21 protein-coding genes are annotated in these 23,201 nt (G+C 76.5%); 18 read left to right on the forward strand and 3 right to left on the reverse strand.

Annotated features, from left to right (window positions below; translation table 11 throughout):
* Window positions 1–38: 38 nt before the first annotated feature.
* From steA to BMW27_RS00115, 8 genes are read left to right on the forward strand one after another with little or no spacing between them, the layout of a single operon-like run.
* Window positions 39–1,226 carry a putative cytokinetic ring protein SteA gene (gene steA / locus BMW27_RS00080; protein ID WP_091439626.1) on the forward strand — a complete coding sequence of 396 codons (1,188 nt, stop codon included), beginning with the start codon at window positions 39–41 and terminating at the stop codon, window positions 1,224–1,226.
* Window positions 1,223–2,176: a copper transporter gene (locus BMW27_RS00085; protein WP_091437324.1), complete on the forward strand. Its 954-nt coding sequence runs from the start codon at window positions 1,223–1,225 to the stop codon at window positions 2,174–2,176. Before steA ends, BMW27_RS00085 begins: the two co-directional genes overlap by 4 nt.
* A complete protein-coding gene (locus BMW27_RS00090) occupies window positions 2,173–3,156 on the forward strand; it encodes a hypothetical protein (protein WP_091437327.1) in 984 nt (327 codons plus the stop codon). Before BMW27_RS00085 ends, BMW27_RS00090 begins: the two co-directional genes overlap by 4 nt.
* Window positions 3,153–4,778 carry a murein biosynthesis integral membrane protein MurJ gene (gene murJ, locus BMW27_RS00095; RefSeq protein WP_091437331.1) on the forward strand — a complete coding sequence of 542 codons (1,626 nt, stop codon included), beginning with the start codon at window positions 3,153–3,155 and terminating at the stop codon, window positions 4,776–4,778. The genes BMW27_RS00090 and murJ overlap by 4 nt, the downstream gene beginning before the upstream one ends.
* Window positions 4,771–5,898 carry a glycosyltransferase family 4 protein gene (locus tag BMW27_RS00100; RefSeq protein WP_091437335.1) on the forward strand — a complete coding sequence of 376 codons (1,128 nt, stop codon included), beginning with the start codon at window positions 4,771–4,773 and terminating at the stop codon, window positions 5,896–5,898. Before murJ ends, BMW27_RS00100 begins: the two co-directional genes overlap by 8 nt.
* Window positions 5,895–8,297: a hypothetical protein gene (locus tag BMW27_RS00105; RefSeq protein WP_091437338.1), complete on the forward strand. Its 2,403-nt coding sequence runs from the start codon at window positions 5,895–5,897 to the stop codon at window positions 8,295–8,297. The genes BMW27_RS00100 and BMW27_RS00105 overlap by 4 nt, the downstream gene beginning before the upstream one ends.
* Window positions 8,272–10,011, forward strand: coding sequence for a CTP synthase (locus tag BMW27_RS00110; RefSeq protein ID WP_245743230.1), 1,740 nt, complete (start codon window positions 8,272–8,274; stop codon window positions 10,009–10,011). The genes BMW27_RS00105 and BMW27_RS00110 overlap by 26 nt, the downstream gene beginning before the upstream one ends.
* A 40-nt stretch (window positions 10,012–10,051) precedes the next feature.
* On the forward strand, window positions 10,052–10,651 hold the full coding sequence (locus BMW27_RS00115; RefSeq protein ID WP_091437342.1) for an NUDIX domain-containing protein: 600 nt from the start codon (window positions 10,052–10,054) through the stop codon (window positions 10,649–10,651).
* Between the two features lie 60 nt (window positions 10,652–10,711).
* On the opposite strand, the gene BMW27_RS00120 is transcribed toward BMW27_RS00115, so the two are convergent.
* Window positions 10,712–11,311 carry a hypothetical protein gene (locus BMW27_RS00120; RefSeq protein WP_091437345.1) on the reverse strand — a complete coding sequence of 200 codons (600 nt, stop codon included), beginning with the start codon at window positions 11,309–11,311 and terminating at the stop codon, window positions 10,712–10,714.
* Window positions 11,312–11,406: 95 nt separating this feature from the next.
* Window positions 11,407–12,039: a hypothetical protein gene (locus BMW27_RS00125; RefSeq protein WP_091437347.1), complete on the reverse strand. Its 633-nt coding sequence runs from the start codon at window positions 12,037–12,039 to the stop codon at window positions 11,407–11,409.
* Between the two features lie 96 nt (window positions 12,040–12,135).
* On the opposite strand from BMW27_RS00125, the gene BMW27_RS00130 reads away from it, so the two are divergent.
* The 8 genes from BMW27_RS00130 (at window position 12,136) to BMW27_RS00165 (ending at window position 19,109) form a co-directional block, all read left to right on the forward strand.
* Window positions 12,136–12,555, forward strand: coding sequence for a GlcG/HbpS family heme-binding protein (locus BMW27_RS00130; RefSeq protein ID WP_091437350.1), 420 nt, complete (start codon window positions 12,136–12,138; stop codon window positions 12,553–12,555).
* 121 nt (window positions 12,556–12,676) lie between these two features.
* Window positions 12,677–13,792, forward strand: a complete 1,116-nt coding sequence (ald, locus tag BMW27_RS00135) for an alanine dehydrogenase (RefSeq protein WP_091437352.1) — start codon at window positions 12,677–12,679, stop codon at window positions 13,790–13,792.
* A gap of 29 nt (window positions 13,793–13,821) precedes the next feature.
* Entirely contained in the window at window positions 13,822–14,736 is a 915-nt protein-coding gene (xerD, locus tag BMW27_RS00140) for a site-specific tyrosine recombinase XerD (RefSeq protein WP_091437356.1), read from the forward strand.
* A 214-nt stretch (window positions 14,737–14,950) separates the two neighbouring features.
* Complete coding sequence (locus tag BMW27_RS00145; RefSeq protein ID WP_091437358.1) at window positions 14,951–15,859, forward strand: ParA family protein; 909 nt, start codon at window positions 14,951–14,953, stop codon at window positions 15,857–15,859.
* On the forward strand, window positions 15,856–16,338 hold the full coding sequence (locus BMW27_RS00150) for a hypothetical protein (protein ID WP_091437361.1): 483 nt from the start codon (window positions 15,856–15,858) through the stop codon (window positions 16,336–16,338). Before BMW27_RS00145 ends, BMW27_RS00150 begins: the two co-directional genes overlap by 4 nt.
* A 61-nt stretch (window positions 16,339–16,399) precedes the next feature.
* Window positions 16,400–17,206, forward strand: a complete 807-nt coding sequence (locus BMW27_RS00155; protein ID WP_091437362.1) for a segregation and condensation protein A — start codon at window positions 16,400–16,402, stop codon at window positions 17,204–17,206.
* Entirely contained in the window at window positions 17,203–18,030 is an 828-nt protein-coding gene (gene scpB, locus BMW27_RS00160; RefSeq protein WP_091437365.1) for an SMC-Scp complex subunit ScpB, read from the forward strand. Before BMW27_RS00155 ends, scpB begins: the two co-directional genes overlap by 4 nt.
* Window positions 18,031–18,266: 236 nt before the next feature.
* Window positions 18,267–19,109 carry a pseudouridine synthase gene (locus BMW27_RS00165; protein ID WP_091437369.1) on the forward strand — a complete coding sequence of 281 codons (843 nt, stop codon included), beginning with the start codon at window positions 18,267–18,269 and terminating at the stop codon, window positions 19,107–19,109.
* Between the two features lie 160 nt (window positions 19,110–19,269).
* Here BMW27_RS00165 and BMW27_RS00170 read toward each other — a convergent pair whose 3' ends face one another.
* Window positions 19,270–20,466, reverse strand: a complete 1,197-nt coding sequence (locus BMW27_RS00170) for an ROK family protein (RefSeq protein ID WP_091437373.1) — start codon at window positions 20,464–20,466, stop codon at window positions 19,270–19,272.
* 68 nt (window positions 20,467–20,534) lie between these two features.
* Here BMW27_RS00170 and xylA point away from each other — a divergent pair, with 68 nt between their 5' ends.
* Entirely contained in the window at window positions 20,535–21,725 is a 1,191-nt protein-coding gene (xylA, locus tag BMW27_RS00175) for a xylose isomerase (RefSeq protein ID WP_091437376.1), read from the forward strand.
* Window positions 21,726–21,744: 19 nt separating this feature from the next.
* Window positions 21,745–23,193 (forward strand): xylulokinase, encoded by a 1,449-nt coding sequence (gene xylB, locus BMW27_RS00180; RefSeq protein WP_091437379.1) that lies wholly within the window; start codon window positions 21,745–21,747, stop codon window positions 23,191–23,193.
* Window positions 23,194–23,201: the final 8 nt, after the last annotated feature.

Here is a 23,201-nt window from a genome sequence, read left to right on the forward strand (position 1 = left end):
AGGCGGTGGCTCCAGGTCTGCGTGGGAGAGTGCAGGCCATGCGCATCGGCTCTCTCCGCCGTGGCCGGGCGCCGGAAGCGGCCCCCGGAGTGACCGGCACCGTGCGGCTCGACCGCCGCACCAAGAACCTCACCAAGCGGCTGCGCCCCGGGGACGTCGCGGTCATCGACCACGTCGACATCGACCGGGTCAGCGCCGACTCGCTGGTCGCCTGCAGGGTCGCCGCGGTCGTCAACGCCGCACCCAGCACCTCCGGCCGCTACCCGAACCTCGGCCCCGAGATCCTGGTCGACGCCGGCATCCCGCTCGTCGACGGGGTGGGCAAGGAGGTGCTGTCCGCCGTCAAGGAGGGGACGGCGGTCCGCGTCGACGGCAACCGGCTGCTGCTGGCGGACGGCACCGTCGTCGCCGAGGGCACCGAGCAGACCGCGGAGTCCGTCGCCGAGGCGATGGCCGAGGCCCGCGCCGGGCTGTCCGTGCAGTTGGAGGCGTTCGCCACCAACACGATGGAGTACATGAAGCGCGAGCGCGCGCTGCTGCTCGACGGCGTCGGCGTCCCGGACGTGGCCACGCAGATCGAGGGCCGGCACGTGCTGGTCGTCGTCCGCGGCTACGACTACAAGGAGGACCTGCAGGCGCTGCGGTCCTACATCCGTGACTACCGGCCGGTGCTCATCGGCGTCGACGGCGGCGCGGACGCGCTCGTCGAGGCCGGCTACCGGCCGGACATGATCATCGGCGACATGGACTCGGTGAGCGACGACGTCCTGAAGAGCGGCGCCGAGGTCGTCGTGCACGCCTACGCCGACGGCCGCGCCCCGGGCCTGGCGCGGGTGCAGGACCTCGGCGTCGAGGCGATCACCTTCCCGGCCGCGGCCACCAGCGAGGACATCGCGATGCTGCTGGCCGACGAGAAGGGCGCCAGGCTCATCGTCGCCGTCGGCACCCACGCCACCCTGGTCGAGTTCCTCGACAAGGGCCGCGGCGGCATGGCCTCCACCTTCCTCACCCGGCTGCGGCTGGGCGGCAAGCTCGTCGACGCCAAGGGCGTGAGCCGGCTCTACCGCAGCCGCATCTCGACCCTGACCCTGGTCGTCCTGGTGCTCGCCGCCCTGGTGGCGATCGGGTCGGCCCTCGCCGTCTCCGCGGTCGGCCGCGTCTACCTCGACCTGACGGTCGACCAATGGAACAGCTTCGTGTTCTGGCTGGAGAACCTCTTCTCGTGATCGACTTCCGGTACCACCTGGTCTCGCTGATCGCGGTCTTCCTGGCCGTCGCGCTGGGCATCGTCATCGGCACCACGGCGCTCAACGCGCCGATCCTCGAGGACCTCGAGGGAGAGGTGGCCGCGCTCGCCGAGGACAAGCGGGAGCTGGAGACCCAGACGCGGGAGCTGCAGGCCCAGCTGGACACCAGTGAGGCCTTCGAGCAGGCCGTCGCCCCGTCGCTGGTCGCCGACAACCTCGCCGGGCGCAGCGTCGTGCTGGTCGCCGCCGGCGAGGACGTCGCCACCGAGACCGTCGAGGAGGTCTCCACCCTCGTCGGCCAGGCCGGCGGCACCGTGACCGGCACCGTCCGGCTGCAGCCGGAGTACAGCGACCCGGCCGCCGCCGCCGAGGTGCAGAGCTACGTCACCGGGCCGGGCCTGCCCACCGGCGTCACGCTGCCCGAGACCGACGACACCGGGCAGCTGGTCGGCTCGCTGCTGGCCCAGGTGCTCATGCGCCCGGCGACCCCTGGTGCCCCGGCGCCGGACACCGCCGCGCTCTCCTCGGTGCTCGCCGGCCTGCGGGCCCTCGACCTGCTGGACGTCGAGTCCAGCTCGGTCACCCCGGCCGACTTCGCCGTGCTGCTCACCGCCGGCGCCCCCGCCGAGCAGGACGCCGCGCAGCGCACCGACACCCTCGTCGACCTGGCGCTGGCCCTCGACGCCGCGGGCTCCGGTGCCGTCGTCGCCGGCGACGCCGCCTCGGCCGGGGACACCGGTCCGGTCGGCGTCATCCGCGCCGACCCGGAGAACTCGGCGGCCGTCTCGACCGTGGACAACGTCGACGCGGCGTCCGGCCGGATCAGCACGGTGCTCGCCCTCGGGCGGGAGAGCCAGGGCACCTCGGGCGCCTACGGCACGGGCGAGGACGCCCAGCCGGTGCCGCCGCTGCCCGCCGCGACCCCGTGAGCCGCCGGCGATCGGCGCTGCTCGCGCTCAGCGGTGCCGCCGCGGCCCGGCTGGGCCTGGCCGGTGCCGCCGCGCTGGACGCGCGGCCGGCCGGGGCGCCCTGGCGGCGCACCAACTACGCCGGCCGGCCGGTGACCCTGCTCGGCGGCCCCGCCCTGGCGCTCGCCGCGACCGCCTCCGCGGTCGCCGGCGCCCCGGCCGGCACCCGGGCTGCCGCCGCGCTGGTCGGCACCGTGTCCGGGCTGGTCGGGAGCTACGACGACCTCGCCGGTGCCCGTCCCGAGCAGGCGCGCGACAAGGGGCTGGCCGGGCACCTGCGCGCGCTGCGGGCCGGGCGGGTCTCCGCCGGCGCGGTCAAGGTCGCCGGCATCGGCGCCGCCGCGGCGGCCGCGGCGCTGCTCGTGCAGGACCCCGCTGCCCCCTGCCGGCCCCATCCAGGGCACCGCCCCGAGCCTCGATCGGCCCTCCTGCAGGGCTTCGCCACGAGCGTGCGAGTGGCGGGGGGCAGGAGGGTCCTCCACGGGGGGGACGGGGTCCTCCCACCTGCAGCCAGGCCGCTCCACCGCCTCACCACGCTCGCCGACGCCGTCCTCACCACCGGGCTGGTCGCGGGCACCGCCAACCTGGTCAACCTGCTCGACCTGCGCCCCGGCCGGGCGGCCAAGGCCGCCGCGCTCGCCGCCGCCGCCGGGCTGGGGAGCCCGTCGGGCGCCCTCGTCGCCGGCCCGCTCGGTGCGAGCATCGCCGTGCTGCCGGCCGACCTGGGGGAGCGGGTCATGCTCGGCGACTGCGGCGCCAACGCCGTCGGCGCGCTGCTCGGGCTCCGGCTGGCGGCGGTGCCGGGCCGCAGGGCGCGTGCCGGGGCGCTCGCGGCCGTGGTGGGGCTGACCCTGGCCAGCGAGCGGGTGAGCTTCACGCGCGTCATCGAGGCCACCCCCGTGCTCCGCGAGCTGGACCGGATCGGCCGACGCGGGGCATGAGCTCCCGGCACGTCGTCCGGGGGGTCGCCGGCGCCGCCGCGCTGATCGCCGTCCTCACCGTGCTGGCGCGGCTCGCCGGGTTCGGCCGCACGCTGGTGTTCACCAACGCCGTGGGCGCCGGCAGCACCGGTGACACCTACCTGGCGGCCAACAACGTCCCGAACATCGTCTTCGAGGTCGTCGCCGGTGGCGCCCTGGCGAGCCTCGTGGTGCCGATGCTGGCCGGCGGCATCGCGACCGGCGACCGCGAGCAGGTGCGGCGCACCGCCTCGGCGCTGCTCGGCTGGAGCCTGCTGGTGCTCACGCCGCTGGCCGTGCTGCTGGCGCTGTGCGCGGAACCGGTCGCCCGGCTGCTGCTCGGCGCCGGGGACCCGGCCCAGGTCGAGCTCGCCGCCCGCTTCCTGGTCGTCTTCGCCCCGCAGGTCGTGCTGTACGGCATCGGCATCGTGCTCGCCGGCGTGCTGCAGGCCCACCGCCGTTTCGCCGCCCCCGCGCTGGCGCCCCTGCTGTCCAGCGTCGTCGTCGCCGGGGCGTACCTCACCTTCGCCGCGATCGGCGGGAGCCGGACGGCCGAGGGGCTGTCCACCCCCGCCGAGCTGGTCCTCTCCGTCGGGACGACGCTCGGCGTCGCCGCCCTCGCGCTCTGGCTGGTCCTCCCGGTGCGCCGGCTGGGGCTGGGCCTGCGGCCGTCGCTGCACTTCCCGGTGGGCGCCGCACCCCGGGTGCGCCGGCTGGCGGTCGCGGGCGTGCTCACCCTCGCCGGGCAGCAGCTGCTGGCCGCGGTGGCGATCCGGCTGGCCAACGCCGGCGCCCCGGACGGCACCCAGGTCGTCTACGCCGCCGGGCTCACCGTCTTCCTCGTGCCGTGGGCCGCGCTGGCGGTGCCGCTGGCGACCTCCGCCTACCCGGGCCTGGCCGAGCGGGCCGAGACCGGGGACGAGGCCGGCTTCCGCCGGGCACTGGCCCCGGTGGCCGTCCTCGTCGTCGTCGCCTCGACGGTCGCCGCGGCGGTGCTGGTGGCGGTCGCGGGGCCGATGGCGGGGGTGTTCCTCACCGGGCAGCCGGCGGACGTCGTGGGCGCGCTGCGGGACACCGTCGTCGCCTTCGCGCCCGGGCTGCCGGGTTACGGGTTGGTGGCGGTGCTCTCCCGCGCGCTCTACGCCCGCGGGCTGTGGAAGGCGCCGACGGCGTGCGTGCTCGGCGGGTGGCTGGTGGCGGTGGCGGCCGACGTCGCCCTCGCCGCGCTGCTGCCCGCGACCGACCGCGGGGCCGCCCTCGCCGCCGGCCACAGCGCCGGGGTCACCGTCGCCGGGCTGGCGCTGCTCGCCGTCGTCGCGCGGGTCGTGGGCCCCGCCGGGCTGGCCGGGGTCGCCCGCACCGGGCTGCCCGCGCTGCTCGCCGCCGCGCTCGCCGGCGCCGCGGGGCTGGCCGTCGCCGGCGCGCTGGGCGCCGACCCGGTGCCGGGAGGCGGGCTGCTCGCGACGGTCGGCGCCGGCGTGCTCGCCTCGGCGGCCGCACTGGCCGTCGCCACGGCGGTCATGATGGGGACGGCGCGCGGCCCGCTGCTGGCCGCCGTGCGCGTTCTGCGACGAGGCGACCCCCAGGAGGTGCACGGTGGCTGAGCGGCTCCCGCTGCAGGGCCGCCGGGTGGCCGAGGTCCTGGCCACCAGCACCGGTGGGGTGGGCACGCACGTGCGGGCGGTGCTGCCCGCCCTGGTCGCGGCCGGCGCCGACGTCCGGGTGTGCGGGCCGGCGGCCACCGAGCAGCTGTTCGGCTTCACCGCCGCGGGTGCCGCCTTCGCGCCCGTCGGGATCTCCGCCGGCCTGTCGCCCGGAGCCGACGCCCGCGCCGTCGCCGCGCTGCGCCGGGCCACCGCCGCCGCGGACCTGGTGCACGCCCACGGCCTGCGCGCCGGCCTGGTCGCCGCGGCAGCCCGCCGGCTGGGCGACCGCAGCCGGCCCCTGGTGCTCACGCTGCACAACGCCCTGCCCGAGGGCGGGGGCGCGCTGCGCCGGGTGCTGCGGCTGGCCGAGCGGGCCACGATCCGCGGTGCCGACGTCGTCCTCGCCGCCTCCGGTGACCTCGCCGAGAACGCCTGGCGGCAGGGTGCGCGGGACGTGCGGGTCGCCCCCGTCTCCGCGCCGCCGCTGCCCGCCGCGGCCCGGACGGCCGCCGAGGTGCGCGCCGAGCTCGGCCTGGCCGACGGCCGGCCGCTGGTCGTCGCCGTCGGGCGGCTGCACCCGCAGAAGGGCTACGACGTCCTGCTCGACGCCGCCGCCCGGTGGGCCGGCAGCTCGCCGCCCCCGCTGGTGGCGGTCGCCGGCGACGGCCCGCTGCAGGACGAGCTCGCCGCCCGGATCGCCGCCGAACGGCTGCCCGTGGTGCTGCTCGGCCGGCGCAGCGACGTCGCCGACCTGCTGGCCGCCGCGGACCTCGCCGTGCTGCCCTCGCGCTGGGAGGCCCGCTCGCTGACCGCGCAGGAGGCGCTGCGCACCGGCACCCCGCTGGTCGCCACCCGCACCGGCGGGCTGCCCGAGCTGCTCGGGGACGGCGCGCTGCTGGTGCCCGTGGGCGACCCCGCTGCGCTGGCCGACGCGGTGACCGGGCTGCTGGCCGATCCCGCGCGCGCCCGGCGGCTGGCGGAGGCCGGCAGCCGGCAGGCGGCGACCTGGCCGGACGAGGCCGCCACCGCCCGTCAGCTGGTCGCCCTCTACCGCGAGCTGCTCGGCGCCCCGCGATGACCCGGCTCGCGGCGCTGCTGCTCGCCGTCCTGGCCGTGCTGGTGGCCGGCGGCGGAACTGCCGGCGCCGCCCCGGCGGAGGGGGCGAGCGCCGACCGGGTGGTGGTCGTCGGCGTCCCCGGCCTGGTGTGGGACGACGTCGACCCGCAGGCCACCCCGCAGCTGTGGGCCCTGGCCGAGGGCTCGCCGATCGGCGCGGTGTCGGTGCGGGCCGCCCGCGCCACCAGCTGCGTCCTCGACGGCTGGGCCACCCTCGGGGCGGGCAACCGCGCCCGCTTCCCGGCGCCGGACGAGTCGATCCCGCCAGTGCCGCTGCCGACCGTCCCGCTGCCGGGCGAGGCCCCCGCCGAGCCGGGCGCGCCGGCCGACGCCGCGCCGCAGGAGCCCACCCCGCCGCTGCCACCCGTCGGTCCGGCGCTGTCGCACTGCGGACTGCAGGAGCGGCTGGCCGCGGCCGGCCTGGCCGATCCGCAGACCGCCGTCGCCGCGGTGGCCGCTGACTCCGCGACGGCCCGCTTCGGCGCCGATCCCGCGGCGCTGGGCGAGGCGGTCGGCTGTGCCACCGTCGTCGGCCGGGCACCGGCGCTGGCCGTCGCCGCCCCCGGCGTGACGATCGGCCAGCGCGAGCAGCTGCCGGCCGACCCCGGTGAGCTGCTGACCGGCTGCCCGCTGGCGCTGGTCGGCCTCGACGACCTGGTCGACGCCGGTGAGCCGGCGCTCGAGGGCAGCGACACCGGCACCGAGCCACGGCCCCGCGCGGCCGCGCTGGACGCGATCGACGCCGCGCTCGGCCGGCTGGTCGAGGCCGTCGCGGCCGCGCCGGGGGAGACGCTGCTGCTGGTGCAGGGCATCAGCGAGGTCAACGACGGCCGGGCGCAGCTGCACGTCGGCATCGCCTCCGGGCCGGGGTTCACCGAGCCGCGCTGGCTGACCTCGGCGAGCACCGGGCGGGCGCCGTTCGTGCAGCTCATCGACGTCGCGCCGACCGTGCTGGCCGCGCTGGGCCTGGAGCGGACGGCGTCGATGAACGGCCAGGCGCTGCGGTCCGACGGCGAGCGGCCGCCGCTGGCCGAGGCGGTCCCGCTGCTCGAGCGGGCCAACACCGCCGCCTCCGTGCACTACCGCAGCACCGGTGCCTTCTTCATCGGCCTGGTGCTGCTGAACGCGGCCGTCGTCGGCCTGGGCCTGCTGGCGGCCGGGGGACGGCGCCGCGACCGGGCACCCCGCCCGGCCGGCGAGCGCCTGCGCGGCGTGGTGCGCCCGGTCGCGCTCGGGACCGCGGCGGTGCCGGTCGCCAGCTACCTCGCCGGGCTGCTGCCGTGGGAGCGGGCCGGCGTGCCGCGCCTGGCGCTGGCCGGCAGCGTCCTGCTCGCCGTGCTCGCGGTGCTCGCCGTCGCCACGCTGGGCCCCTGGCGCCGGCACCCGCTGGGGCCGCCGGCCGCCGTCCTCGCGGTCACGCTGGGCACCCTGGTGGGCGACGTGCTGACCGGGTCGACCCTGGAGCTCAACGGCCTGCTCGGCTACGACCCGATCGTGGCCGGGCGGTTCACCGGCTACGGCAACCTCGGCTTCGGGCTGCTCGGGGTCAGCGCGCTGCTGCTCACCGCCGCCCTCGCCGCCGCGGCCGGCCGCCGGGCGCCGGCCGGCCGGGCCCGGGTGGTGACCGCGGCGGTCGTGCTCGGCGCCGGGGCGCTCACCGTGCTGGTCGTGGGGGCGCCGGCGCTGGGCCGCGACTTCGGCGGGGTGCTCGCCGCCCTGCCCGGCTTCCTGCTGCTGGCGATGCTGCTCACCGGCACCCGCGTGACGGTGACCCGGATGGCGGCGGTGCTGACGCTGGCGGTGGCCGCGGTCGGCTCGCTGGCGTTCGTCGACTGGCTGCGTCCGCCGTCCGAGCGCAGTCACCTGGGCCGGTTCGTCGAGCAGCTGCTCACCGGGGAGGCGTGGACGGTGGTCAGCCGCAAGGCGGAGGCCAACCTGGGCATCCTGTTCGGCAGCCCGCTGGCCTGGCTGCTGCCGGTCGCGCTGGTCGCCGCCGTGTGGCTGGTGCGCCCGGCGCGGGGACGGCGGGGGAGGCGGCTGCAGCGGTGGCTGCCGGGGCCGCTGCGCGGGCCCGGGCTGCTGCGCGGCCGCGGCGACCTGCTGCCGGCCGGCGACCTCGCGGTCCTGCGGGCCGGGCTGCTGGCCGCCGCGCTCAGCCTCGCCCTCGGCGCGCTCGCCAACGACTCCGGCGTGGCCCTGCCGGCCACGGCAGCGGCCCTGCTGGTGCCGCTGCTGGTGTGGCTGGCCAGCGGCCCGCGCACGGCCGCCAGGGCGGCCGACGGCACGCCCGCGGGCCGGGCGGGGGAGGCGGCCGATCGTGTTACGGTGGTCTCCCGTGGATCGACCGCATGGAACGCGTGACCATGACAACGGGATACGGGCTCTCCTCCACAACTCCCAGCCGACGAAGTTCGTCTTCGTCACCGGCGGAGTTGTCTCCTCCCTCGGCAAGGGCCTGACGGCCAGCTCCCTCGGGGCCCTGCTGTCCAGCCGTGGCCTCCGGGTCACCATGCAGAAGCTGGACCCCTACCTCAACGTCGACCCGGGGACGATGAACCCGTTCCAGCACGGCGAGGTCTTCGTCACCGAGGACGGCGCCGAGACCGACCTGGACATCGGGCACTACGAGCGCTTCCTCGACACCGACCTGACCGGCCGGTCGAACGTGACGACCGGCCAGGTCTACTCGGACGTGATCGCCAAGGAGCGGCGCGGCGAGTACCTCGGTGACACCGTGCAGGTCATCCCGCACATCACCAACGAGATCAAGGCCCGGATCATGGCCGCGGCCGAGGGTCCGGAGCGGGTCGACGTCGTCATCACCGAGGTCGGCGGCACCGTCGGCGACATCGAGTCGCTGCCCTTCCTCGAGGCCGCCCGGCAGGTGCGCCACGAGATCGGCCGGGACAACTGCTTCTTCCTGCACATCTCGCTGGTGCCCTACATCGCGCCGTCCGGTGAGCTGAAGACCAAGCCGACGCAGCACTCGGTCGCCGCGCTGCGCAACATCGGCATCCAGCCCGACGCGGTGGTGTGCCGCTCGGACCGGGAGATCGGCACCGGCCTCAAGCGCAAGATCAGCCTGATGTGCGACGTCGACGCCGAGGGCGTCATCTCCTGCCCCGACGCGCCGTCGATCTACGACATCCCCAAGGTGCTGCACCGCGAGGGCCTGGACGCCTACGTCGTCCGCCGGCTGGGCCTGCCGTTCCGGGACGTCGACTGGACCGTGTGGGGCGACCTGCTCGACCGGGTCCACGCGCCGAAGCAGACGGTGACGATCGCGCTGGTCGGCAAGTACATCGACCTGCCCGATGCCTACCTGTCGGTGACCGAGGCGCTGCGGGCCGGCGGCTTCGCCCACCGCAGCCGGGTGCAGATCCGCTGGGTGCCCTCCGACGACTGCCAGACCCCGGAGGGCGCCGAGCGGGCGCTGGCCGGCGTCGACGGCGTCTGCATCCCGGGCGGGTTCGGCGTGCGCGGCATCGACGGCAAGCTGGGTGCGATCCGGCACGCGCGGGTCAACGGCGTCCCGCTGCTGGGCCTGTGCCTGGGTCTGCAGTGCATGGTCATCGAGGCGGCGCGCAACCTGGCCGGGCTGCCGGAGGCCAACTCCGCCGAGTTCGACGCGGACACCCCCGACGCGGTCATCGCCACGATGGCCAGCCAGGTCGACGTCGTCGCCGGGCGGGGCGACATGGGCGGCACGATGCGGCTGGGCAGCTACCCGGCGTCCCTGCAGAAGGGCTCGGTCGTCGCGCAGGCCTACGGCTCGACGGAGATCACCGAGCGGCACCGGCACCGCTACGAGGTGGCCAACGCCTATCGCGACCGGATCGGCGAGGCCGGGCTGGTCTTCTCCGGCACCTCGCCCGACGGCCTGCTGGTCGAGTTCGCCGAGCTGCCGCGCGAGGTGCACCCGTTCTTCGTCGGCACCCAGGCGCACCCGGAGCTCAAGAGCCGCCCGACCCGGCCGCACCCGCTGTTCGCGGCGTTCGTGCAGGCGGCGATCGACTTCTCCGAGTCCGCCCGGCTGCCGGTGCCGATCGACGAGGCGGAGAAGGTGGGGATCTGATGGACCGCGGGGCTCCTGGGACCCAGGAGGTGGGGACCTGATGGTGGAGCCGGCGCGGCCGGGGGAGTACGAGGTCCTCGGCAGCGAGACCGTGCACGAGGGCCGGATCATCACGCTGGTCAAGGAGACCGTCGCCATGCCCGGCGGCGGGGACAGCGTGCGGGAGATGATCCGGCACATCGGCGCCGTCTGCGTGGCCGCGGTGGACGACGAGGGGCGGATCGTGATGGTCCGCCAGTACCGCCACCCGGTCCGCGGCTACCTGTGGGAGCTGCCCGCGGGCCTGCGCGACGCCGACGGCGAGGCCCCGCTGGCCACCGCGAAGCGCGAGCTCGCCGAGGAGGCGGGCCTCGCCGCCGAACGCTGGGCCCTGCTGGCGAACAACCTCAGCACGCCGGGCTTCTGCACAGAGCAGATCCTGATCTACCTCGCGGAGGGGCTGTCGGCCGTCGACCGGCCGGAGGGCTTCGTCGTCGAGCACGAGGAGCTGGACATGACCGTCGAGCGGGTGCCGCTGGACGAGGCGGTGCAGCGGGTCTTCTCCGGGGGGATCCGCAACTCCTCGGCGGTCATCGGCGTCCTGGCCGCGGCCCAGGTCCGCGCGACCGCGCCGCAGCTGCGCCCCGCCGACGCCACGTAGAGAGGGCCTCCTTGCCCCCCGCCACTCGCAGGCTCGCGGCGGGACCCTGCAAGGAGGCCGTCAGCCGATGACGACGGCGGACGAGGTGCCCACCTGCACCCAGCGCAGCACGCCGAAGGAGTCGGGCACCTCTTCCTCCAGCCAGAACACGTAGGGGACGCCGGAGGTCAGGCCGGCGAAGGCCACCGTGACCGGCACGCAGTCCGCGGGCTGGGCGGCGATCCGGACCGGCGGGTCGGGCTGCAGGCCGCTGACCAGCCGCTGGCTGACCGCCTGCACCCGGTACCGCTGCACCTCGGCGGAGCCGTCGGCCTGCCAGCTCACCGTGGCCGAGGCGACACCGGGCACCACGCCCGGGAGGATCTGCCGCGGATTGGCGTAGCCGCCGCACGCCGACGGCGGCGGGTCGGTGTCGGGCATGACGCCGTGGGGGACGCCGGGCCGCACCCGGACCTCGATCGGCTGCGGGCGCGGGATGGCCACGGCGCTCACCGGGGGGACGGCGGCCGGTGCGGCGGGTGCCGGGGCGACGACGCGCACCGGGCCGGGCAGCGCGGCCGCCGGTGCGGGGACCGCGGGCAGCGGCGTGCGGGACGCGGTGACCGTCGCGGCGACCTCGGTGACCGGGCCGCTGAGCGCGATCAGCCCGACCGCCGCCACCGCGGCGACCGTCCCGGTCCCGCGTCCCCGCCGTCGTGCCCGCCGTGCCACTCAGTACCTCCCGGTGTCCTCCCCGTCATCGGCAGTCACAGCGGTCACCTCAACCCCAACCGGCGCTCGTCCCGCCCGAGCGTGTCCGCGGGCAGCCCCAGGCGGGCGAGCTCGACGGCGGCCAGCGCGCGGGTCGCGGTCGGATCGCCGGCCCGCCACGCCTCCGCGGTGCCCGGTGGCAGGGCCGCGAGCCGGGTCAGCGGCGCGGTGGCGAGCGCCCGGGCCGCGAGCAGCGCGGGGTCGGCGGTGGCCAGCCGCCGGGCCACGCCGGCGTCCCGCACCCAGCCCAGCCGCCACGGCAGCCAGCGCAGCAGCAGCCAGCCCACCGGCAGGACGACGAGGACGACGGCGAGCACCGTGGCCAGCGTGCCGACGGCGTCCTGCGCGGCCTGCCCCGCGCCGCCGACCGACCCGCCGGCCGAGCCCAGGGCCTCGAACGGTGCGGCCAGCTCGTCGCCGACCACGGGGACGTCCGCGGCGGCCTGCGCGGCCGAGGACATGCTGCCGGCGACCGATGCGCCGAGGTCCTCGACGGCCCGGCCCGGCCCGGCCAGGGCGAGGACCGCGCCGTGCACCGTCCGGGCGACCACCACCCACAGCACCAGCCAGGCCAGCAGCCCGACGTCGGCGGCGAGCTGGCGGCCGCGCAGTGCGGGGGACGGGGCGTACAGGGGCACGGGCACTCCTCCTGTGGGACGACGGACCCGCCCACCTTCCGCCCCGGCCGCCGTCTCCGCAGGCGGAGACCCCGGGGGCGCTGGCAGGCTGACCGGGTGCTGACCTCCGACCAGGCCCTGGCCCTCCTCTCCGCCGCCCGGGAGGAGTGCGCCCGGGTCGGCGTGCCCATGTCCTTCGCCGTGATGGACGCGGCGGGCCACCTCGTGGGCCTGCTGCGCACCGACGGCGCGCCGTGGATCTCCACCGACGTCGCCCAGGGCAAGGCCTGGACCGCGGCGGCCTACGGCATGCCCAGCGCGGGGCAGAAGACCAAGATGGACAGCCTGCCGAACTTCTCCACCGCGCTCACCGCGATGACCGCAGGCCGCTTCACGCCGCAGCCGGGCGCCGTCCCGGTCTTCGCCGACGGGCAGCTGGTCGGGGCGCTCGGCGCCAGCGGGGGCACCGGGCAGCAGGACGAGGACGTCTGCAGCGCCGCCGTCACCGCCTGCGGCTACGCCACCACTGCCGGGTGATCCCCAGGGCGCTCCGCCCTGCCTACACTCCGCGCGAGGCGCGCCCCGACCGGGTGGGCCCACGACGCGGTGCGGCGCCCGTCACCCTCGGGACGTCCCACCGGGACCAGGAGTGCGGACGATGCGGGTCGGGGTTCCCCGAGAGGTCAAGAACCGGGAGTACCGGGTGGCGCTCACCCCTGCCGGGGTGACCGAGCTGGTGCGGGCCGGGCACGCGGTGCTCGTCGAGCGGGGCGCGGGGGAGGGCTCCTCCATCCCGGACGGCGACTACACCGCCGCCGGGGCGACCACCTTGGCCGACGCCGACGACGTGTGGGCCGACGCCGACCTGCTGCTCAAGGTCAAGGAGCCGGTCGCCGAGGAGTACTCCCGGCTCCGCGCCGGGCAGACGCTGTTCACCTACCTGCACCTGGCGGCGTCCAAGGAGTGCACCGACGCGCTGGTCACCTCCGGCACCACCGCGATCGCCTACGAGACGGTGCAGACCGCCGGCGGCGCGCTGCCGCTGCTCGCCCCGATGTCGGAGGTCGCCGGCCGGATGGCGCCCCAGGTCGGCGCGCACAGCCTGGAGCGCGCGCACGGCGGCCGGGGTGTGCTGCTCGGTGGCGTCTCCGGCGTCTACGCGGCCAAGGTCGTCGTCATCGGCGCCGGCGTCTCCGGCATGAACGCCGCCGCGATCGCCCTGGGCATGCAGGCGGAGGTCGTCGTCCTCGACCGGGACATCGACAGGCTGCGCGCCGCCGACCGCATCTACCAAGGGCACCTGCAGACGGTCGCCTCCAACGCCTACGAGGTGGAGCGGGCCGTCCTCGACGCCGACCTGGTGATCGGTGCGGTGCTGGTGCCGGGTGCCAAGGCGCCGACGCTGGTCAGCAACGAGCTGGTGTCGCGGATGAAGCCGGGCTCGGTGCTCGTCGACATCGCCGTCGACCAGGGTGGCTGCTTCGAGGACACCCGCCCCACCACGCACGACGAGCCGACCTTCCGGGTGCACGACTCGGTCTTCTACTGCGTGGCCAACATGCCCGGCGCGGTGCCCAACACCTCGACGCACGCGCTGACCAACGTGACGCTGCCCTACGTCATGGCGCTGGCCAACGAGGGCACCGCGGCCGCCGTGCACGCCGACCCGGCGCTGGCCCACGGGGTCAACGTGGTCGCCGGGCAGGTGGTGCTGCCCGAGGTCGCCGAGGCGCACGGGATGACCGCCGTCCCCCTGGCGGAGGTGCTCCCCTGAGCGCGCCCACCACCTCCGCCGTCGACCGGGTGGTCACCGGGTACCTCGACCACCTCACCGTGGAGCGCGGCCTGGCCGCCAACACGATCTCCTCCTACCGCCGCGACCTGCGCCGCTACACCGAGTTCCTCGACGCCGCCGGCGTGCGCGGGCTGGGCGAGGTGGCCGAGTCCGACGTCGCCGGGTTCCTCGCCGCGCTGCGGCAGGGGGACGACGACCACCCGCCGCTGTCGGCCACCTCGGCGGCGCGCGCGGTGGTCGCCGTCCGGGGGCTGCACCGCTTCGCGCTGCTCGACGGACTGGTGCCCGACGACGTCGCCCACGAGGTGCGCCCGCCGTCCCCGGCGCGGCGGCTGCCCAAGGCCATCCCGGTGGAGTCGGTGGTCGCCCTCATCGAGGCCGCCGGCGCGCCGGAGGGGCCGCGGGGGCTGCGCGACCGGGCGCTGCTGGAGCTGCTGTACGGCACCGGGGCGCGCATCTCCGAGGCGGTCGGGCTGGCCGTCGACGACCTCGACCGCGGCCAGTCGGTGGTGCGGCTGGCCGGCAAGGGCGGCAAGCAGCGGATCGTGCCGGTCGGGTCCTACGCGCTGCGGGCGGTGGAGGACTACCTGGTGCGCGCCCGCCCGGCGCTGGCCGCGGCGGGCCGGGGCGGGGTGCGCGGAGGCGCGCTGTTCCTGAACGCCCGCGGCGGGCCGCTGTCGCGGCAGAGCGCCTGGGCCATCCTGCGGACGGCGGCCGAGCGGGCGGGATCGACCGCGGACGTCTCGCCGCACACGCTGCGGCACTCCTTCGCCACCCACCTGCTCGACGGCGGCGCCGACGTCCGCGTCGTCCAGGAACTGCTCGGTCACGCGTCGGTGACCACCACGCAGGTCTACACGCTCGTCACGGTCGACCGGCTCCGCGAGGTGTACGCCAGCAGCCACCCGCGTGCGCTGACCTGACAGCTCCTCGGCGAGCGCCTCGGCGTCTTCTGCCAGGCGTTTCGCCTGCATGTGACGTCTGTGTTGTCACGGGTCGCCAAGTCGACACGACATGCGGCGTGCCTCCTGGGTGAACCGTGGTGACCTCCTTACCGTCGGTGCATCCCGCGCGGCAGAACGACTGACCGCTCCCGGTGCGAACCGGAACGGGCACGAGGTGGAGGACACGACAGCGATGGCGATCCGAGGGGACGCGGCCGGTCAGGCCTTCGCGCTCCCGACCGACCCCGAGCCCGAGATGGGCGCGGCCGCGCCGCGGCTGGACCCGGCCCGTGCGCGCATGCGCCGGCTGCCCGACCCCAAGCCCCTGACGCAGCACGGCCCCGCGCGGATCATCGCGATGTGCAACCAGAAGGGTGGCGTCGGCAAGACGACGTCGACGATCAACCTGGGTGCCGCGCTGGTGGAGTACGGCCGCAAGGTGCTGCTCATCGACCTCGACCCGCAGGGTGCGCTGTCGGTGGGCCTCGGCGTCCCGGCGCAGAACCTCGACCGGACCATCTACAACGCCCTCATGGAGCGGCGGACCTCGCTGAAGGACGTGCGGGTGTCCACCGACATCCCCGGCCTGGACCTGGTCCCGAGCAACATCGACCTGTCCGCCGCCGAGGTGCAGCTGGTCAGCGAGGTGGCGCGTGAGCAGACGCTGCTGCGGGTGCTCGCCGACGTCCGGGACGAGTACGACTACATCCTCATCGACTGTCAGCCCTCGCTGGGCCTGCTGACGGTCAACGCGCTGACCGCCGCGCAGGGCGTCGTCATCCCGCTGGAGTGCGAGTTCTTCTCGCTGCGCGGCGTCGCCCTGCTCGTCGACACCATCGAGAAGGTCAAGGAGCGGCTCAACCCCGAGCTGGAGATCTCCGGGATCCTCGCCACGATGTACGACGCGCGCACCGTGCACTGCCGCGAGGTGTTCAGCCGGGTGGTCGAGGCCTTCGGCGACACCGTGTTCCAGACCGTCATCCAGCGGACCGTGCGCTTCCCGGAGACCACGGTCGCCGGTCAGCCGATCACCACGTGGGCGCCGTCGTCCTCGGGCGCGTCGGCCTACCGCGACCTGGCCAAGGAGGTCCTGGCGCTGTGACCCGGCGACCCGTCCTCCCCGGTGCGGCGGAGCTGTTCCGCCGCACCGACGCCGCCCCGGCGCCGGAGGTCACCGAGCTGCCCAGCATCAGCGCCACGGTGAGCTCGCCGGCGCTGCGCGGCGGGCCGGCCCGCCGGGGCGACGGCGAGACCACCGCGCCGCTCACCCTGGTGCCCGGCGGTGCGGACGACGCCGACCCGCTGGCCTCCTTCCGCCAGCCCGCCCCGGCCGTGGCGCCGGTCCGGCCCACCCGCGGCCGGGCGCAGCGCACCGAGCGGACCAAGCACGACGAGAAGATCACCGTCTACATCTCCGCCGAGGAGCTGCTGGCGCTGGAGAGCGCGCGGCTCACGCTGCGCGGCCAGTACGGCGTCGCCGCCGACCGCGGGCGCATCGTCCGCGAGGCGATCAACGTGCTGCTCGCCGACCTGGCCGAGCGCGGCGAGGAGTCGGTCCTGGTGCAGCGCCTGAAGAAGTAGCGGGTTTCCCCCCGGCGCCGCGATGACCGCGACCGTCGGTGACCGCTCCTAAGCTGAGGGTGTGACAGCGACGGGTGCGCCGGAGGTCGGCAGCGGGCGGTTCACCGTCAAGCTGACGAACTTCGAGGGCCCGTTCGACCTGCTGCTGCAGCTCATCGGCAAGCACAAGCTCGACGTCACTGAGATCGCGCTGTCCCGGGTGACCGACGAGTTCATCGCGCACCTGCGCGCGCTCGGCGACGAGCTCCACCTCGACCAGGCCAGCGAGTTCCTGGTGGTCGCGGCCACCCTGCTGGACCTCAAGGCCGCCCGGCTGCTGCCCGCCGCGGAGGTCGAGGACGACGAGGACCTCGAGCTCCTCGAGGCGCGTGACCTGCTGTTCGCCCGGCTGCTGCAGTACCGCGCCTACAAGCAGGCCGCGGCCTTCCTCCGCGATCGCGAGGCCGGCGCCGTCCGCCGGCACGCCCGCGACGTCGCGCTCGAGCCGCGGTTCGCCGACCTGCTGCCCGAGGTGCTGCTGGGCGTCACGCCCGAGCAGTTAGCCGCGCTGGCCACCTCGGCGCTGACCCCGAAGGTGCCGCCCACGGTCGGGATCTCCCACCTGCACGCGCCGGCCGTCAGCGTGTCCGAGCAGCTCCTGCTCGTGCGCAACCAGCTCCTCGCCGCCGGGACGGCGAGCTTCCGGGCGCTGACCGCGGACTGCGGGCACACCCTCGAGGTGGTCGCCCGGTTCCTCGCCCTGCTCGAGCTCTACCGCCAGCAGCGGGTCGTCTTCGAGCAGCTGACCCCGCTCGGCGAGCTGCACGTGCGCTGGACCGGCGGCGCGGAACCGGGGCCCGAGGTCCTCGTCGACGGGGAGTACGCGTGAGCGGCGAGCGGCCGCCCGTCTCGTGGGACGCGCTGGCCGCGGAGCTGGCCGCCACCCGCGAGGAGGCCGAGCAGCGCAGCGGCCCCGACCCCGCTACCTGGGACGCCGTCGCCGCGGAGCTCGCCGCCCGCGTCGCCGACCGGCCGGCGGCGGGAGCCGAGCCCGCTCCGGTCGAGGAGCCCGCGCCCCTGCCCCCACCCGTCGTCGCGTCGGGCGAGCCGGAGCCGGCGCCGGGACCCGAACCGGAGCCGGAACCCGAGCCGGGGCCAGACCTCGACCCGGCCGCGCTGCGCGGCGGGCTGGAGGCGCTGCTGTTCGTCGTCGACACCTCGGTCGACGAGGTCACCCTGGCCGGCGCGCTGCGCTGCCCGGTGCCGCGGGTGCGGACCCTCCTGGCCGAGCTCGCCGCGGACTACGACCGCCGCGGCGCGGGCATCACGCTGCGCCGGGCGGGGGAGGGCTGGCGGCTATACACCCGGGAGGAGCACGCCGGCGTCGTCGAGCGCTACCTCGTCGACGGGCAGCGCAGCCGGCTCACCCAGGCGGCGCTGGAGACCCTCGCCGTCATCGCCTACCGGCAGCCGGTGACCCGCGCGCGGGTGTCGGCGATCCGCGGCGTCGGTGTGGACGGCGTCATGCGCACGCTCATCTCCCGCGGCCTCGTGTCCGAGGTCGGCACCGACCCCGACAGCGGCGGCGGGCTCTACGCGACCACGCCGCTGTTCCTCGAGCGGCTGGGGCTGGAGAGCCTCGACGAGCTGCCCGAGCTCGGTCCGCTGCTGCCCGAGACGTCGTCCCTGCTAGACGAGCACCCCGACGCCTGAGAGGACCCCTCTGCCGGGGTTCCTCGTGCACTGCGGGCGCTGCAGCACCGGCAATGCGCGGACAGCGCCGGCGGTCCACGGCACTGTCGCGTGCTTCCCCGCGTCCCCGCGCTGCTACACCGGCGCGAGAGCGGCAGCCACGGCGCGGGACCCCGCCGCGACGGCCTGCCCGGCGACCCCGCGGGGCGACGTCCGGCCGTACGGGGGGTGTGCACCGGGTGGGAGACTGGACGGCGATGGACACCGCCCCGCACGACGACAGCACCCCCGGCCCCGACGAGGGGTGGTCGGAGGACGTGGAGCTCGCCCCCGTGCACCCCGGTGACCGCGGCGGCAGCGGCACCGACGCGTCGGCGGAGGGGGAGCGGCTGCAGAAGGTCCTCGCCCGCGCCGGGGTCGCCTCCCGCCGCGTCGTGGAGAACATGGTCGACCAGGGCCGGATCAGCGTGAACGGCAGGACGGTCGCCGTGCAGGGCATGCGGGTCGACCCCGAGCGCGACAAGATCGCCGTCGACGGCGTCCGCATCGAGCTGCGCGACGACCGCGTCACCTACGCGCTGAACAAGCCGCCGGGCGTCATCACCGCGATGAGCGACGACCGGAACCGGCCGACCGTCGGGGACATGGTCGGCGACCTGGCGCCCGGCCTGGTGCACGTCGGCCGGCTGGACCAGGACACCGAGGGCCTGCTGCTGGTCACCAACGACGGCGAGCTGGCCCACCGCCTCGCGCACCCCTCCTACGAGGTCAAGAAGACCTACCTGGCGCAGGTGTCGGGCCCGGTCCCGCGCGACATGGCCCGCCGGCTGCGCTCCGGGGTGGAGCTGGAGGACGGCCCGGTGAAGGTCGACTCCTTCCGGGTGGTCGACACCCACGCCGGCCAGTCGGTCGTCGAGGTCGTGCTCCACGAGGGTCGCAAGCACATCGTCCGGCGGCTGCTGGCCGCCGTCGGGCTGCCGGTGTCCCGGCTGACCCGCACCGCCGTCGGCCCGGTCAAGCTCGAGCGCATGCGCAGCGGGTCGATCCGCCGGCTCTCCCGCGCCGAGGTCGGCGCGCTGCAGGAGGCCGTCGGCCTCTAGGGCTCAGCAGGAGCCAGGTCACCGGCCCGTCCGGACGACCGCTCGGCCCGGTGGGAGCCGAGGTCGACCAGCGGGACGCCGGCCACGGTGGCCGGTCCCCGTGACGCCTCGGGCGCGGGTCGCGGCCCGGGGGACGGCGGTGCCGGGAGGACCGGCGGGCTCAGCCGAGCCGGCGGACCGGGTCGGCCAGCACGTCGCCCAGCGCGCGCAGGGCGGCTCCGGTGGCGCCCGCCGCCGGGGGACCGGTCACGGCCGCCACCACCGGACGGCGCCACCGCGCCGACAGGACCCGCCGGCCCAGCAGCTCCTCCAGCGGGGGGCGGAGCGGGCCGGCGAGCGCGGCCAGGTGCCCGCCGAGGACGACGGCCGGCAGGTCGAGCACGTTGACCACGCCGGCCAGGGCGACGCCGAGCGCGCGGGCCGCGGCGTCGAGCGCCCGCCGGACGTCGGCGTCCCCGGCCGAGGCGCGGGCGACGACCTCCGCGGGCGCGGTGTCCAGCGGGAGCCCGGCGGCGGCGAGCAGCGCGTGCCGTCCGGCGTACTGCTCCAGGCAGCCGGTCGAGCCGCAGCGGCAGGGCGGCCCGTCGGGGTCCACGCAGACGTGCCCCACCTCGCCGGCCCAGCCGGCGCTGCCGGTCATCACCTGCCCACCGACCACCGCTGCGCCGCCGATGCCGATCTGCCCGGAGAGGTAGAGGAAGTCGCGCATCGGACCGGGTCGTCCCGGCGCGGTCTCGGCCACGGTGCGGGCGGCCAGGTCGGCCTCGTTGCCCGGCACCGGGCGCAGCCCGTCCGGCAGGTGCGCGGCCAGCAGGCCGACGGCGTCGACGTCGGACCAGCCGAGGTTGGGAGCGCGCAGCAGCAGGTGGCGCTCGACGTCGACCAGCCCCGGCAGCGCCAGCCCGGCGCCGGCCAGCCGCAGCTCACCGGCCGGCCCGGCGAGCAGGTCGGTGGCCAGCGCGCCGAGCCGGGCCAGGGTGCGCGCGGGGTCGCTGCCGACCAGGTCGTCCTCCTCGACGCGTTCGGCGACCACCCGGCCGCGCAGGTCGAGCAGGCGGGCGGCGAGCAGTCCGGCGTCCACCTGCAGGCCCAGCGCGCCGATCCGGGCGCCGGGCAGCAGCGGGGTGGCCGGGCGCCCGCGGCGGGGCGGCGCCAGGCGCTCGCCCTCGTCGAGCAGCCCGCCGGCGACCAGCTCGTCGACCAGCCGGGCGGCGGTCGCCCGCGTCGTCCCGGTGCGGACGGCGACGTCGGCGCGCGACAGCGGCCCGTCGGCGGCGCAGACGGTGCGCAGCACGAGGGCCAGGTTGCTGCTGCGCAGCGTCGACTGCCGCGCCCCGGTCCCCTCCGTCGTCCGCACCCCTTGAGGTTAGCCGCGTCGCTGCTTTATGTTCTACGGAAGAACAAAACCCGATCGAGGGAGATCGCATGACCGCGCCGCAGCCCACCAAGGACGACCGGTTCACCTTCGGCCTCTGGACCGTCGGCTGGCAGGCCCGCGACCCGTTCGGCGACGCGACCCGCCCGGCGCTGGACCCGGTGGAGAGCGTGCACCGCCTCGCCGAGCTGGGCGCCGCCGGCGTCACATTCCACGACGACGACCTGATCCCGTTCGGCAGCGACGACGCCGAGCGCGCCAAGCACGTCGAGCGCTTCACGGCCGCGCTTGAGGAGACCGGCCTGGTCGTCCCCATGGCCACGACCAACCTGTTCACCCACCCGGTGTTCAAGGAGGGTGCGCTCACCGCCAACGACCGCGACGTCCGCCGGTTCGCGATGCGCAAGGTCATGCGCAACATGGACCTCGCCGCCGAGCTCGGCGCGCGCACCTACGTGCTGTGGGGCGGCCGCGAGGGCGCGGAGGTCGACACCGCCAAGGACCTGCGAGCCGCGCTCGACCGCTACCGCGAGGCCATCGACACCCTGGCGCAGTACTCGGAGGACCGCGGCTACGGGCTGCGCTTCGCCCTGGAGCCCAAGCCGAACGAGCCGCGCGGCGACATCTTCCTGCCGACCATCGGGCACGCCCTGGCCTTCATCTCCACCCTGGAGCACGCCGACCTGGTCGGCCTGAACCCCGAGGTCGGCCACGAGCAGATGGCCAACCTGAACTACACCCACGGCATCGCCCAGGCGCTGTGGCAGGGCAAGCTCTTCCACATCGACCTCAACGGCCAGCACGGTCCCAAGTTCGACCAGGACCTGGTCTTCGGCCACGGCGACCTGCTCAGCGCCTTCGGCACCGTCGACCTGCTCGAGCACGGCGGCCCGAACGGGGGTCCGGCCTACGACGGGCCGCGGCACTTCGACTACAAGCCGCTGCGCACCGAGGACGTCGACGGGGTGTGGGCCTCGGCCGCGGCCAACATGCGCACCTACCTGCTGCTCAAGGAGCGGGCGGCGGCCTTCCGCGCCGACCCGGAGGTGCAGGAGGCGCTGGCCGCCGCCCGCGTGCCCGAGCTGGCGCAGCCGACGCTGGCCGACGGCGAGACGTACGAGGACCTGCTGGCCGACCGCGCGGCGTTCGAGGAGTTCGACGCCGAGGCCGCCGGTGCCCGTCCCGGCGGTCAGGTGCGGCTCTCGCAGCTGGCGGTGGAGCACCTCCTCGGCGCCCGCTGACTCCGGTAGGCACTGCGTCATGACACTGGTGGCCGGGGTCGACTCGTCGACCCAGTCGTGCAAGGTCGTGGTCCGGGACGCGGAGAGCGGTCGCCTGGTCCGGGAGGGCCGGGCGCCGCACCCCGACGGGACGGAGGTCGACCCGGCCGCGTGGCGGGCGGCGCTGCAGGCGGCCGTCGCCGGGGCCGGCGGCCTCGGCGACGTCGCCGCCGTGGCGGTGGGCGGGCAGCAGCACGGGATGGTCTGCCTCGACGAGGACGGCGCGGTGGTCCGCCCGGCGCTGCTGTGGAACGACACCCGCTCCGCGGGAGCCGCGGCCGACCTGGTGGCCGAGCTGGGCGGGCCGGAGGCCGGTGGCCGGGCGTGGGCCGACGCGGTCGGCCTCGTGCCGGTCGCCTCCTTCACGGTCACCAAACTGCGCTGGCTGGCGCAGTCCGAGCCCGGGAACGCCGCCCGCACCGCGGCGGTGTGCCTGCCCCACGACTGGCTGACGTGGGAGCTCGCGGGCTCGCGCGACCTGGGCGCGCTCGTCACCGACCGCGGGGACGCCAGCGGCACCGGCTACTGGTCGCCCGTCACCGGCGACTACCGCCTGGACCTGCTGGAGCGGGCCTTCGGGCGCACCCCCGTCGTCCCCCGCGTGCTGGGCCCGGCAGAGCAGGCCGGAACGGTCGCCGCCGGCTCGCTGACCGGCGGTGACGGGGGCGCGGTGCTCGGCCCGGGCACGGGGGACAACGCCGCCGCGGCGCTCGGCCTCAACGCCGAGCCCGGCGACGTGGTCGTCTCCATCGGCACCTCGGGGGTGGTCTCCACCGTCTCCACGACGCCGATGACCGACCCGACCGGCACCGTCGCCGGGTTCGCCGACGCCACCGGGCACTTCCTCCCGCTGGTCACCACCCTCAACGCCGCCCGCGTGCTCGACGCGACGGCCCGGCTGCTCGGGGTCGACCACGCGGAGCTGTCGCGGCTGGCGCTGTCCGCGCCGGCCGGCGCCGGCGGCCTGGTGCTCGTGCCCTACCTGGAGGGGGAGCGGACGCCCAACCGGCCCTACGCCACCGGGGCGCTGCACGGCCTCACCCTGGCGACCGGTGACCCGGCGCACCTGGCGCGGGCGGCCGTCGAGGGCCTGCTGTGCGGGCTGGCCGACGGGCTCGCGGCCGTGGCCGCCGGGGGGACGCCGGTGCGCCGGGTGTTCCTCGTCGGCGGCGGCGCACGCTCCGAGGCGATCCGCCGGATCGCCCCCGCCGTGCTCGGCGTGCCGGTGCTGGTCCCACCGCCGGGGGAGTACGTGGCCGACGGCGCTGCCCGGCAGGCGGCCTGGGTGCTGGCCGGCGGCGACACCCCTCCGGTCTGGCCGAGCGCGGCCACCGAGGTCTACGAGGCCGACCCGGTGCCCGCCGTCCGCGAGCGCTACGCGGAGGTCCGGGACCTGACCGCGGACCGGGTGCCCGGCGCCGGTACCTAGACTCGACC

It is taken from the genome of Geodermatophilus poikilotrophus (genome assembly GCF_900111455.1).
Classification (GTDB): Bacteria; Actinomycetota; Actinomycetes; order Mycobacteriales; family Geodermatophilaceae; genus Geodermatophilus; species Geodermatophilus poikilotrophus.

What these genes read in the sequence shown, in the direction of transcription:
- xylA (WP_091437376.1), top strand. Translation starts at nt 20,535, where the DNA reads ATGACCGCGCCGCAGCCCACCAAGGACGACCGGTTCACCTTCGGCCTC.
- BMW27_RS00145 (WP_091437358.1), top strand. Translation starts at nt 14,951, where the DNA reads ATGGCGATCCGAGGGGACGCGGCCGGTCAGGCCTTCGCGCTCCCGACC.
- BMW27_RS00105 (WP_091437338.1), top strand. Translation starts at nt 5,895, where the DNA reads ATGACCCGGCTCGCGGCGCTGCTGCTCGCCGTCCTGGCCGTGCTGGTG.
- BMW27_RS00115 (WP_091437342.1), top strand. Translation starts at nt 10,052, where the DNA reads ATGGTGGAGCCGGCGCGGCCGGGGGAGTACGAGGTCCTCGGCAGCGAG.
- BMW27_RS00165 (WP_091437369.1), top strand. Translation starts at nt 18,267, where the DNA reads ATGGACACCGCCCCGCACGACGACAGCACCCCCGGCCCCGACGAGGGG.
- murJ (WP_091437331.1), top strand. Translation starts at nt 3,153, where the DNA reads ATGAGCTCCCGGCACGTCGTCCGGGGGGTCGCCGGCGCCGCCGCGCTG.
- xylB (WP_091437379.1), top strand. Translation starts at nt 21,745, where the DNA reads ATGACACTGGTGGCCGGGGTCGACTCGTCGACCCAGTCGTGCAAGGTC.
- ald (WP_091437352.1), top strand. Translation starts at nt 12,677, where the DNA reads ATGCGGGTCGGGGTTCCCCGAGAGGTCAAGAACCGGGAGTACCGGGTG.
- steA (WP_091439626.1), top strand. Translation starts at nt 39, where the DNA reads ATGCGCATCGGCTCTCTCCGCCGTGGCCGGGCGCCGGAAGCGGCCCCC.